The 13,300-nt window shown below is 49.0% G+C and carries 10 protein-coding genes; 2 read left to right on the top strand and 8 right to left on the bottom strand.

The window, feature by feature from the left end:
• Positions 1-133 precede the first annotated feature (133 nt).
• From GA0116948_RS07870 to GA0116948_RS07835, 8 genes are all read right to left on the bottom strand, one after another.
• A complete protein-coding gene (locus GA0116948_RS07870; RefSeq protein WP_089710834.1) occupies positions 134-1,327 on the bottom strand; it encodes a DUF5009 domain-containing protein in 1,194 nt (397 codons plus the stop codon).
• A 45-nt stretch (positions 1,328-1,372) separates the two neighbouring features.
• Positions 1,373-2,494 (bottom strand): glycoside hydrolase family 18 protein, encoded by a 1,122-nt coding sequence (locus GA0116948_RS07865; protein ID WP_089710832.1) that lies wholly within the window; start codon positions 2,492-2,494, stop codon positions 1,373-1,375.
• 121 nt (positions 2,495-2,615) lie between these two features.
• Entirely contained in the window at positions 2,616-4,373 is a 1,758-nt protein-coding gene (locus GA0116948_RS07860) for a glycoside hydrolase family 9 protein (protein ID WP_089710829.1), read from the bottom strand.
• A 34-nt stretch (positions 4,374-4,407) separates the two neighbouring features.
• The gene (locus GA0116948_RS07855) at positions 4,408-5,163 is read right to left on the bottom strand and encodes a ThuA domain-containing protein (protein ID WP_089710828.1); all 756 of its coding nucleotides are present in this window, start codon (positions 5,161-5,163) and stop codon (positions 4,408-4,410) included.
• Positions 5,164-5,254: 91 nt separating this feature from the next.
• Entirely contained in the window at positions 5,255-6,862 is a 1,608-nt protein-coding gene (locus GA0116948_RS07850) for a RagB/SusD family nutrient uptake outer membrane protein (RefSeq protein WP_089710826.1), read from the bottom strand.
• A gap of 21 nt (positions 6,863-6,883) precedes the next feature.
• Positions 6,884-10,171, bottom strand: coding sequence for a SusC/RagA family TonB-linked outer membrane protein (locus GA0116948_RS07845; RefSeq protein ID WP_165798370.1), 3,288 nt, complete (start codon positions 10,169-10,171; stop codon positions 6,884-6,886).
• Between the two features lie 291 nt (positions 10,172-10,462).
• A complete protein-coding gene (locus GA0116948_RS07840) occupies positions 10,463-11,518 on the bottom strand; it encodes a FecR family protein (protein WP_089710821.1) in 1,056 nt (351 codons plus the stop codon).
• Between the two features lie 141 nt (positions 11,519-11,659).
• A complete protein-coding gene (locus tag GA0116948_RS07835) occupies positions 11,660-12,238 on the bottom strand; it encodes an RNA polymerase sigma-70 factor (protein ID WP_089710819.1) in 579 nt (192 codons plus the stop codon).
• Positions 12,239-12,355: 117 nt separating this feature from the next.
• Here GA0116948_RS07835 and GA0116948_RS07830 point away from each other — a divergent pair, with 117 nt between their 5' ends.
• Both GA0116948_RS07830 and nudK read left to right on the top strand, forming a co-directional pair.
• On the top strand, positions 12,356-12,580 hold the full coding sequence (locus tag GA0116948_RS07830) for a CDGSH iron-sulfur domain-containing protein (protein ID WP_089711154.1): 225 nt from the start codon (positions 12,356-12,358) through the stop codon (positions 12,578-12,580).
• Positions 12,581-12,697: 117 nt separating this feature from the next.
• Positions 12,698-13,279, top strand: coding sequence for a GDP-mannose pyrophosphatase NudK (gene nudK, locus GA0116948_RS07825; RefSeq protein ID WP_089710817.1), 582 nt, complete (start codon positions 12,698-12,700; stop codon positions 13,277-13,279).
• Positions 13,280-13,300: the final 21 nt, after the last annotated feature.

Here is a 13,300-nt window from a genome sequence, read left to right as displayed (position 1 = left end):
GGAACACCCTGTCATCCTGCTTTTGGGCAGATAGTATAGCAATGACACATACTGTACAGGCGGCACTTCGTTATATGCCATTTAACTAAATCTGCAAAAGAGGAAGTCATGCAGGCTTCCTCTTTTTATATATTCAAAGTTTTACTTTCACGCCTAATTTCGTGAGCATCCTGGCCAACTGTACCATGAGCAAGGCAAACACAAAGGATTTTAATAGCCCCCATCCACCGGTCATTATAATGTCCGGGAGGCGGATGGGCGTCAGGAAAACGGCGTAGGCAAAGTAAGGCATGAGGTAACAAAGCAAGGTATCCGTACCGGCAGTTTTTATAAAGGCAAACCAGTTGGCATGACCTTTCACATCCGTGATATAAAAAACCAGCAAGAACATGGCTATGGTAATTGCGCTGCATATCAATATCCAGCTAGGCGTGCATTGTATCTTGGAAATTCCGTCCAGTGGGCGTAAAGCAAAACCAGCCGCCAGCAGTACCGCTGCAATAATGAAGAAGTACAGCATCATCTTTTTCCACGCACCCGCCGCGATAAATTTGCGGAACAACTGCGAAATCACCACACCACCGATCACCAGGGCAGTAAGACCACCTTCTCCCAGTGGGCCAATGATTTCCCGCAGCACAGCGCTTTGAGGTAATACATGGGCGTGATTGGCAATACACAAACCCAGCATCAGCGCCCAGGCCAACAGGTTCACCCCCAGGCGGTCGCCGGAAAAAGCATACACCAGTGCGCCCACCAGATAAGACCAGCCAATAAGCCCGAGAATGCCCCACCAGGAATGTTCAAACGTATGAAGTTCACCATTGCGTCCACCCCGGAAAATATAAACCATATACAGCAGCACGGCTATAGCCACTACTTGCAGGCCACGGGCCAACAGCTTATTCCAGGAAGTGGGATAAGTATTCCAGATAACAATAAAGCAAGTGCACCCAATCACATCAAACATCGTGGAAGACATGCCCGTGGCGGCGATATTCAGCTCCTCCGAGTTGACCAGGTAGGTACCCATCACCACCAGCGCAATGGTGCGCAGGATGATATGCCCTACCAACTGCCCCACGTTATCGCCCTTAGACTTACGATGGGCAATAGCGTATGGGATAGACAGGCCCATGATGAAAAGAAAGGCAGGAAATACCGTATCAGCCAGGCCCATACCATCCTCATGCGCCCCTACATGCTCCAGCCAGCCGGGAATGTCCTTTAAGGTCCAGAGATCGTTTACAAAGATCATCAGCACCATGGTGATGGCCCGCAGTATATCGATAGCGGCCACGCGCTGTTTGACAATGGTTGTTTGCATGTACTTCTTTTTAATAATGGGAATTGTTCTGGGAGCAAAGTCTTATCAGGGCAGCGTTTTATTGATTTGGTCCAACAGGTATTGTTTCAGGTCGGAGTCGTATTCCCAGAACATCACCCCGCCCATGTTGTGGGATATTACGTATGCACATTTGTTTTTCACTGACCATTCGTCGTCGTAGGTAATGAATACATGGGTAGTGGGATTAAATAGATAAGCAGCCTTGGCTGTTTCATCATGAAATTCCTGAAAACCTTTTTTATTGACCAGGCTATCCTTCAGGAATGTATATCCGCCTCCGTGCGTAGTTTTAATAACGGCATCTCCCAGGCCGCGTTTACTAGTATCGGCCACGATGGCGCCGCGCCCGTAGAAGGCAATGCCCATCACCAGCTTGCTGTAAGGCACGCCTGCAGCATGAAACCATTGCACCGTACTATCGGCACTGCCATGTGCAGCATATGCTTTTGAGGCGTACAGGCTGGTGTGGTGGCCGGCTACGGGACCGCCATAGTTATCATAGGTCATGAGATTCACGTAGTCCAGGTATTGCGCAGCCTTGCCCATTTCGGTGTGGTCTACAAAGTCTTTGGAGCCGCCTACCGCGCAAGTGAGGTAAAGGTGTTTGCCCACTGCTTTTTCCAACGTATCCAGGCTGCTGCGCAGGGCCTGGAACATGAGCGTATAATTTTGCGTATCCTCTGGGCGGAATATGTTGCCTTCCTCACCGGGAATGGCCGGGTATTCCCAGTCGATGTCTACTCCATCCAGTTTATACTTTCGCACAATGTCTACTGCACTGGTGGCGAAGGCGGTGCGGGAAGTGTCCGTCAGCACAGCATCCGAAAAGTTTTCGCTCCAGGCCCACCCACCGATGGAGATTATGATCTTGAGGGCAGGATTTTTTTCTTTCAGGGCGTTCAGATGGCGGAAGTTCACGGTATCAGTAGCTTCGTTGCCCAACACGGCACGGTTGTGCTGCACGTTTACAAATGCATAGTTGATATGGGTAAGTTTTTCAGCGGCAATATTGTAGGTGTTGGCCAAACCCTTGTACCCGCCTACGTATCCGATGATCACCTTTTGATGCTTCCCTTTTGCGGGCGGCTCTGTTAGTGACATGCAGAATGCGGCAAGCACACAAAGGGGTATAAGTTTCTTAAACATACTTCAAGTATTATCAAGCATGACAGGCCATGCCAATGTTTGTTAGTAAATAGCTGGCGCGTGGACCGCCTCCTACTGATAGAGACGGGGCAGAGCATTTTCTCATCGGCTCGCCCCTTATTTATTTTTCCGGCACGTCGGCCATGGCGGCCAGGGCCTGTAGCAGCCAGGCGGCATGTGGTATCCATTGCTCCGTCCACCGCCATTCGTTGCCTTCGGCTTCCGTTTTAAAATCTATGCCGCTACCATCGGGATTCCCATCTTTGCCGGTAATGCCGTTAGACACCCCGCCTCTTTCGGAACCATGGCCATAGTTAGCCTGCATATAGGGTACGTTTTTGCTGCCAAACTGGTACATGAAACACAGGTTGTAAGGATTGCAACCCAGTATCCAGGACACTTGCTGTGCCGCGTAAGTGGCCAGTGCTGGTGTAACGCCAAAGGCGCCTTTACCGGGATATACCAGCCTGCCGCCCACAATAGCCGCCGTGGCCAGGGAACCCAGGCGGGCATTTTCGCCCTGCCACCACCAGCCGGTTTCATTTTCATGCGGGATAAAAAAACCATCTTTCACTGCGCCTTTGAATAAAAAAGACTGGCGGGCATATCCAAACGGGTTACTAACGTTAGCGGATACACGTAGATTATAGTCTAATGCCTTCCGGATGGTACCCAAAGCAGCGGCGCGGGCGGCAACATCCTGCTCCTTGTCTAAGTAGCGCGCCAGCGCTACTACCGGCATACCAGCATCAGATGCATGCCAGAAAGGCCTGTCTGCATCATTGGCAATGAAATAGCCGGCCTCACTCATCCGGCCATGGAGGTGCTGAGCGCGTTTGCGGGCCTCATCGCGGTACAAGGGCTTGCCAGTGGCTATCCACAGCTCCGTGGCGGCCATCAACGCGCAGTAATCGTCAATAATATTTTCTTTATGGTCATCATCATACCGGGTATTATTCACCAGCAGGTGGGCAAAGGCGCGTTCTGCACCGGCCAGGTATTGTGCGTTAGTAAAATCGCCATGCACCTTTAGCCGTGAAGCACGGGCCAGGGCAGCAATGCCCATGCCACCACCCTCGCGGAAAGCGCACTGGTAATCATTGGTCGTAACACTATTGGCCAGCAAACCTACCACCCTTCTTTCTTTAGGATCTTTTTTGAAATAGGTAAATAGCGTCATATAAAAATAACCCGAGTCCGAAAGATCACGCAGGATATAGTCTGCGCCCCAGCAGGCTTCGTTTTCTATAGAATCTTTTACGCCCCACTGGGTAAGCAGGTGGGGTATGCGTTCCCGGGCGCTGAGTAAAGACCAGGTGACCAGCGGTATTTGCTGTGGTGACATGAAATTAGCGTAGGCCAGGTGGGAAAAGTACTTGCTCACGTCGCCAGAAGCATCGCACCAACCACCGCGCAGGTCTACCGTTTGGTTGCTGCCAAAGAGCTGTGCGTGGGCGTCTGCCGCCCACTCCTCCGGCGTATTGGCTTTTTGCTTATTGTAATAGTGCAGGATGGCGGGAATGGCCAGGGAAGTGAGTGCATGTTCACCAATAGCAAAGGCGTCGGAAAGAAGGTCGTTGACCTTGATTTTATACGTACCCGCTTTTTCAAAACGGGAAAAATCGGCGGGATAAAAATACCGGTTACTACCCCACTCCGGTACCTGCTGGGGCTTGCCCAGGGGTAGTGTGGTTACGGTGGCCCCGCTTTGAGCATCTATTAGCAGGAACACGCCCGTGGTGATCGAGGGCCCGTCTGTTTCCACGATGGCTATTTTAGGGCCTTTTTTTTCAAAAGCTACCTGGTTTACATGGATGGTATTGTCTGCAAAGGCTGGCAGGAAACGGCAGAGCAACAGTAATAAAAAGATATTTTTCATAGCGTTCGTTTAAGCATGCTGGTTATAAAAGTTTTCATTGTTGCTCCGCAGCCCAGTTTATAGCATTCTTTAGCAGCAGCGTAAAATTAGGATCGCTGCATAAACTGGCATCGTGACCAATGCCAATATAAACCATCCGGCGAAATTTTTCATTCACCCAGATGATGGGATGATCGCCCATGGGCTTATTAGGGTGATAAGTGGTTTCGTCTGCGGTAGCGAGTACGCGCACCTGGCCTCGGGGGCTTTTGTCGAATTCGTACCACTCGTCGGAGATCTCAAATTTGGCAGGCAGCCCCTTGGTTATGGGGTGGGTATGGTCTTCTACGATCACGGTTCCCTTTTGAAAAGCAGGATGAGGCCAATAAATGACCCCGCCCATAAATCCCTCAAACCACTGCCAGTAAGGCGTGCCCGGTGCCAGGAACGACTTGCCGGTGAGGCCTGCGGCGTGAATGCCCACCCAGCCTTTGCCAGACTCGATATACTGTTGTAAAGCCTGTTGTGCTGCTACCGGTATATCGAAAGGTGCTTCCTGCAATTGCACCACTACGGCATACTGACGCAGGTTAGCGGCGTTCAACACGGAGGCATCGTCGGTAATGCTAATCTGGAAATGATTTTCCCTGGCCATCTCTTCCAGCATGGGCCGGGCAGCCTTCATCATCTGCCGATGGTCTTCTACCGGCGAGAGCAGGGCCAGTACTTTAAAGGATGGGGGCGCTCCTTGAGCATTCCCATTAAAGGCGGCCAGCAGTAAGCCGGCGCATAGGCATAAGCGTTGAATCATGACAGCTATTTTTAGTTCCGTTTAAAACAAGCAATACCGGCAAGCCCCAAAAGGCCCACCGGTATTGGTATTCCGTAGTGCGATGTAATTTCTACTTTTTATCCCACCATAGTTTGGTGCCACCATTGTCCGGGCCTCCCAGCAGATTGGCTACAGCCTGCTCTACCGCAGCGGCATTGTTGGTCGTTTCACTCTGGGGGAAAGGCAGGCGGCGAATATGCGCAGCCGTGCTAATAGTACCCCCACTGTAATTCACCACCACGGGAAACAGTTTCGGGTAGCCTGTTCTGCGGTATTCTGCCCAGGCCTCTTCGCCATCAGGATACAGCGCCAACCATTTTTGGGTGATGATGCGTTCCAGTTTCTTTTCAAAAGTATCGCCTTCATCCCATTTGATGGTAATGGTACTTAAGTCTGGCGAACCTTCGGCCACATTATTCACCGGGTTTTTAGGATCTGTGTAGGCACTGGGTTTGCTCACATTATCCGCCAGGTATGTATCTGCCGAGCCAATGCTATACTGGGCAAACGAAGTGGATACCCCCTTTTCGTACAGCGATTGTACCGTGCCATCTCCCATATTCCAGCCCCTCAATTTGCCTTCTGCACGCAGGAAATAACCTTCCGCCGCCACCATCAAGGTAACCAGGTCGGTATAGGTAAAATTCAATTTTGAAAACGCCTGGTAATCGCTACCATTGATAATATCGATACCACTGCGTATGCCTTTATATCCGGCAGTGCCTTCTGAAGAGGACAGGAAATATTTACCAATGCGCGGGTCGGAATATCCTACCATAAACGACTCCATCTGGGCGTTCATACTGATATCGTTCCAGTCCAGTGTGATATCTGCCAGGGGATTCAGGTAAGTAGTGCCGTTCACCATATTCACGCGGGGAATATCGTCATTGGAGGCAATAATGCCATAACTGTTGCTCACTGCAGCTTCCGCTTGTTCCTTCGCCAGGTCAGCATCTGCATACACAACGCGCATAGCCAGTCGCAGGCGCAGGCTGTTGGCAAACTTTATCCATTTCGTATAGTCGCCCCCGTAAATAAGGTCAAAACTGGCGAAAGGCGTGGTACCCGGATGATCTGCCACGAAAGCAGACAATACCTGTACAGACGAATCCAGTTCCTGGAAAAAGGATTTATAAATAGTAGCCTGGTCATCATATTGGGCAGTAAAGCCACCCGCGCCATAGCGGGTGTAAGGCAATGGCCCGTACACGTCTGTAACCCGGTGCAAGGCCGCCACTTTGATGATATTGGCCACGGCATAAAAATCGGGTTTGCTTTGTTCTGCACGTTGTTTAATCACCAGCCAGTTACTCATCACATGGCTGTAGGCCAAGTCAAACGTAGTGGAATTCCAACTGGGTATCAATGCATAGTTATTATTATTCTTGCCGCCCACAAAAGGATCGCCAGACATCATATAGCCGGAATAGAGATCGGCATTCAGGTTTTGTTGCAACTGGTATTCCCAATCCACTGTACGGATAATGGAGAGCTGCATGTCGGGGAAAAAGGAACCTACATCCTGGCCATCGCCCTTCAACTGCTCTTCCGTTACCTTGTTGGGATCTGTATTGTATTGTTCAAACTTTTTGGTACAGGCGCTCAAAGTTGCGGCGGCCAGGGCCAGCCACAAGCAAGTGTGCGCTTTAAATATATGACGTTGTATGGATTTCATGGGTGCTGCTTTAAGAGTGAATTAGAAACTAACATTCAGGTTAAAACCTATGCTGCGCGTGCTGGGCATGCCAAACATATCGATCCCTTGCAGCGAGTTGCCGGTAGACAGCGTTGCGTCCGGATCGTAGGGTGCTTTCTTGTAAAAGAAGAAAACATTGCGGGCCACCACAGACAGGCGGATAGATTTTGTTACATTATTCAATTTGCTGCCAGGCAAAGTATACCCCAGCGACGCTTCGCGCAAACGCACGTTGGTAGCGGAATATGCGTACAGTGCCAGTGCGCCGGTACGGTTACCAATTAATTGATAATAGCTTTTAGCATCGATCTGTTTTCCATTCACCATCACGCCACCGGCATCCCGTGCCCGGCCAGTAGCGGCCGATACACCATAGTAATCCAGATAAGCCTCCGTCATGTCTACCACCTTACCACCAAAACGTCCATCTATCAACAGGTTCAGGTTCCAGTTTTTGAACGTGAATGCGTTATTAAAGCCCAGCATGAACTTGGGATTGGGATTGCCTACATAATCATAATCCTTATTTTGCCCCAGCTCTGCCAATACCGGTAGCCCGTTATCGTCTACCTGTATAACACCCTTGTCGTCTTTTTTAATTCCACGGGCGTAGATATCGCCAAACTGCCCGCCCTTCCTGGCTTCCAGGAAATAGCTATCGAAGCTGGTAAACACATAACTGTCTAGTTCATTGTGTTCTCCCGTTGAAGGATCGATGAAATCGTAGAGATCAATGATTTTATTACGGTTCAGGGAAAAATTCACCGATGCATTCCAGGTGAAGTTGGGGCCAAATTGGTCGCGGTAACCCAGCACGCCCTCAAAGCCCTCGTTCTGCACATTACCGGAGTTAATATAATAGCCATCATAACCACTACCCCGCGATGCCGGCACGCTGAAGAACTGGTTATAAGAATTCGTTTTATAGACCGTAAGATCCAGGCTCAGCTTGTCATTTATAAAACGCCATTCTGTACCAGCCTCCCACGATTTGGTACGCTCCGGTTTGAGGGTGGTGAAGGGTTTGTAGGTGAAGTTAGACAGGTTACCATTATCCATGCTAAACTGTGCAGGGTCTGTACTCACATAGGATGGGGGTGCATTGCCCACTTCACTGTAAGAGGCTCTTACTTTGGCAAAGGTGATCCAGCTGGGCAAATGAGCCATGCTGCTGATCACTGCCGTAAGCCCTACAGATGGGTAAAAGAACGCTTCATTATTCGTAAAGGCCAACGCAGAAGCCCAGTCGTTGCGGCCCGTGGCTTCCAGGAACAGCATGTCCTTATATCCCAGGGTGGCGCTTCCAAATACAGATTGGGTCTGCGACCGCTGCGGCGTAGTTTGGTTCAGCGACATCACACTGCGATCCATATTGGAAATGTTGAAGAAGTTGGGAATTTTCAGCAATTTGCCATAGAAGCCACCAAAACTCAAGCCGTTGTTTTGATGATCCGTAAGGCTTGCACCCAACGTAGCGGTAAGACTCCAATTCGTCCATTTTTTATTGGCGTTCAGCAGCAGGTCTACGTATGTCTGGGTGTTATGACCTTCGCTGTAATTATAGTTGCCCAGCGAACCGGCAATTACGCCTACGGTGCTGGCATACAGTTTTTGCTCGTAGGTACGGTTGTTACGGTCTGCCTTCACGCGGCCTTCCAGGTTCAGCCAGTTGGTAATGTTATACTTTGCCGTGATAGAGGCCATCAAACGATCCAGTTTTGTGACTGTAGGATTGCGGTAAGCAATCCAGTAAGGGTTTTGCTGATCGTTGCCGGAATAAGGCCAGTTCTGTACATAGATCTGGCGCACGGAATCATATTGTTCAAAAGTTTTGTAGGGCGTAAAGTCCTGGCTGCGGGGAAACAGGTATGCACCGTTCAGCGCATTAGAATATAATCCAATGCTGGGACGGTCGTTAGAACGCTGGGTAATAAAATTCACGCTTTCATCCAGGCTTAGTTTATTGTCCAGATAAGAAGTGGTATTGCGCAGCGAAAAGTTATTTTTCAGGTATTCATTTGCGGGCATAATACCTTTTGAATACGTATTGCTATAGGAAATATAGGTTTGGTTCCGGTCATTGCCGGTGGTCACCGCAACAGAGTTGATCGTGGTGGCACCGGTCTCAAAAAAGTCTTTCGGCTGGTTCTTCGCCGGCGCTTTGTCGCCCCAGGATTCCGGCGACAAGGCACCTCCTGTAGATGGTGCGCTTTGACCGTAGGTATTCTGGAATTTAGGCAGGGAGATCGGGTTTTCAAACGTGGTAGCGGAAGTGAGGCTCAGGCTGGTTTTGCCGGCCTTGCCCTTTTTAGTGGTGATGAGGATCACGCCATTGGCAGCCTGGCTGCCATACAAAGCACTGGCAGATGCACCTTTCAGTACACTGATGCTTTCAATATCGTCTGGATTGATGTTGGAAATACCGTCTCCCCCATCCTGCCCGCTCCAGCCATCCGAGGGCTGGCCAGTGGTATTAGACGACAGCGGAATCCCATCTACCACATACAGCACATTGTTACTGCCATTTAAAGATTTACTTCCGCGCAAAACTACCTTGGTGGAGCCTCCCACGCCAGAAGAGCTGCGATTAATTTGCAGACCAGCCACCTTGCCGGTAAGACTGTTCACAAAACTGGCGTCCTTCACGGTTTCCAGCTCCTTTCCATTTACTTGCTGGAATTCGTATGTCAGAGACTTGGATTGCTTTTCAATACCCAGCGCGGTCACCACCAGGGTGTTTAACTGGCTGATGTTTTCGTCCAGCACTACGGTGATAACGTCTTCACCACCCACAGTTATTTCCTTGCGTTCATAACCTACGTAGGTGAATACCAACACATCGCCACGGCTGGCATTGATGATAAAAGTGCCTTTAGCGTCTGTTTGCAGCCCCCTTTTGGTGTTGGCCACCTGCACGGAAACACCTACCAGCGGTTGCCCGCTTTTGTCGGTTACTTTACCTTTAATGGGCTGGTCCTCGTCCTCCCAATGGGTAGGCGCAATCACCACCAGCCGTTCATTCATTCTCTTGAAATGCAGGCTGGTATTGGACAGCAGCGACTCCAGCACCTCCAGGGCGGGCTTCTCCTTCACAGAAAGGGAGATACTGGCGGAGGGCAGGTCTGCCATGTCATAAAGGAAACGCAGGTTGCTTTCTGCAGCCAGCATACTCAATGCTTTAGCCAGCGGTACATCCTCCATATGCATGGTTACCTTTGTGTCTTGCGAATACACATTGGCCGTTACACGCAGGCAAAAAGCGAACATTAAAATAAAGGACAATCGCATAGTCAGCAATAGTTGACGGGGTAGTACAGGGCACAGAAATCCCGTACGAAAACTGTTTTTTTTCATAAATTAGCCATGAATGGAGTGAATAATCATCAAGGCAGGCTTAAGCCCCTGCCTGTTGTTTACAACGATTCAGCGGGGAATGCAGCAACATTTCCCGTTTTTTTTACAGGTAAGTCGTCAGGTTGAATTCAGCATTAACAATGTTTTAGATCGACTGATTTTGGTTGTTATCGATGTTTAATGGCTGCCCTGATGTTTTGTTATTGTGGTAGTGGTTTATTCAGGTCAGTATATAGAAACAGTACTATCCATAATTTTAAAATGAAAAGGGTGAATACACTGCATGGCCATTAAAGCCTGCTCCAGCGACTCGTCTTCAAAGGTGCCGGTGAAATGAAAACTGGCTAGTTTTTTATCTGCCAATGTAATACGGCAGTTATACCAGCGCTCCATTTTTACGACTGCCGCTAAGAAACTTTCGTCCTGAAATACCAGCGTATTATTCACCCACGATATTTCCGGGTTCAATGTTTTGTGATGTAGGGCAATTGGCCTCACTACAGTTATCTGACAGGTAGGCGAAATAGCATCTATACCCATCAGGGATTTATGCGGCACTTTGCGCACTATCATTTTCTGGTTGGGCCGCAGGTATATCGCCGATTTACTAAGATCGTTCCACTCCACGGCCACACTACCAGAAATCAGCGTAGTTTCTAATAGCTCGTCCTCGGGATAAGCGCGTACGTTTACCACCGTTCCCAATACATTTACTTGTATATCTGAAGTATGTATGATAAAGGGTTTGCCGGGCATGGGCGCTACTTCAAAATATCCTTCGCCTGCAAGAGTTACCTCCCTTACATGTGCAGCATCTCCATCTGCGGCATAGGTAAGTTTACTTCCCGCATTGAGCCATACGGAACTGCCATCGGGTAATAATAATTTACTGCGGGAGCCTTTGTGCGTTACCAGCTCTCGATGAGCCAGGGGCAATGATTTGAAAGATCGTTGCAGCAGGAACCACAAGGCAGTAAAACATACAAACATAGCAGCCACCGCCACCACCGCGCGTTTCCATCTGTAAAGCTCCAACGTGGGCGTATGTACCTGCTGGGCGGTTTTACTTTCCAGCCGCGCCCACTGATGACGAAAGGCCATCTCCGCCATGGCCTGGTCTTCCGGCTTTTCACTGAGTTTCCACACCGAAGCCAGCACCTCCATGGTGTAACGCGCTTCCGGAGTTTCCCGGAGCAACCGTTCCAATTCAGCCATTTCGGCTGCAGTAGCTTCTCCCGCTACTTTTTTACCCATGAGGTACCAGGTCCTGTCTTTATCCATTACCTAAAGGACAACCAGTTTGTAAAAAATAACTAAAGCTTAGGAAAAAAAATCAAGAAAGGCATCTGTAGTTGTAACGCCTCCACAAAATGCGGGAATAATAAATAGGTAGGAAATGAAAGGGGTAATAAACTATAGGTCTCACACTTCCCGCAGCAGATAAGTGCCCAGGTTAAGGTGAATGGCGGCTCCGATCTTTTTGCAGGCAATGGCCATTTGCGCGGCTACCGTACTGTGTGAAATGTCGAGAATGTGGGCCACCTCCTTGTATTTAAGCCCATCCTCCCGGATCAGTTTAAATATCAGCCTACAGCGCGGGGGCAGCTGCTGTATGGCCTGGTTACACTTATGCAGTAGTTCTGTACTGATGAAAATTTCTTCTGGATTATGCACAGTAACAAGCGCGCTCACCGTCATATCATCCAGGTCTAAAGTGGCCTGACGCTGCTGTTTTTTAAGATAATTCAAGGCTATATTGCGCGTGCTTACATAGAGATATACTTTCAGGTTCACGATCGTATGCAGCTTCTCCCGCTGCTGCCAGATATTCATCAGCACGTCTGATGCAATCTCCTCGGCAGACTGCTGCGATTTCACAATGGCGAAGGCAAATTGTTTAAGCGGAGGATAAAAATGCACGAACAACCGGCGGAAGGATTGCTGGCTGCTTGCCTCCGCGATTTGCTTTAGGTGATATTGCAGTTCAATGTCAGTGCACATTATCCCGAAAATAGAAAAGTACCGCTGTTAAAACTGATATTTTTTTAGCCAATATTAAAAATACCATCCCCAGGCCGCCATTTATTTGCGCTACCTTTGCGCAAACAAAAAAAAGTAATGGCAAGTACAAAGATTACGGTGAATAACAATGGCTCCCTGAAAATAGAAGGCGATTTTGAGATCGTAGACCGGAATGGTCAGGCTTACGACCTCAATGGCCGCAACGTAATATCGCTATGCCGCTGCGGGATGTCGCAAAACAAACCCTTCTGCGACGGCGCCCATAAAGGACACTTTGAACACGATGCCATCGCGTTCCAATTGCCGCCCAAAAAACAATAACAACCTACCGGAAGCCCTGCCCACTTCATGATACACGGCAGGGCTTTTATTCATAACACACCCCGTAATTTTGCTTAATTTTAAAGGTAACCTACTCACCCCCATAAATTCCTCTTCATGCATAACGAAAAAGTAAAAATCACCGGCACAGAAATCCTTTCTAACAACTGGTTCACACTCAAAAAAATTACTTACGAATACCAAAAAACAAATGGCATCTGGCAAATCCAGCACCGCGAAGCCTACGACCGGGGCAATGGGGCAGTAATCCTGCTCTACAATACAGCCCGCAAAACAGTAATACTCACCCGGCAATTCCGCCTACCCACTTTTATCAATGGCAATGAAACCGGCATGCTGATAGAAGCCTGCGCAGGCCTGCTGGACAAAGACGATCCCGCCGCATGCATCCTGCGCGAAACGGAAGAAGAAACCGGTTATAAGATTGCCAATCCCCACAAAATTTTCGAAGCATATATGTCGCCAGGAAGCGTCACAGAAATACTGCATTTTTTTGTAGCCGCTTACGATCATACGATGAAAGCACACAATGGGGGCGGTCTTGAACAGGAGCAGGAAGATATTGAAGTACTGGAAATGGAGGCTTCCCTGGCCCTGGAAATGATGAAAGACGGGCGCATTAAAGATGCTAAAACTATTATATTACTGCAATACGCTGTATTGCATCAATTGATCTGAGTAAACAACCTACTTTAACAA

It is taken from the genome of Chitinophaga costaii, assembly GCF_900094705.1.
Lineage (GTDB): Bacteria > Bacteroidota > Bacteroidia > Chitinophagales > Chitinophagaceae > Chitinophaga > Chitinophaga costaii.
The sequence above is the reverse complement of the archived record's forward strand: the minus strand, read 5'-3'. Positions and strand labels throughout refer to the sequence as shown.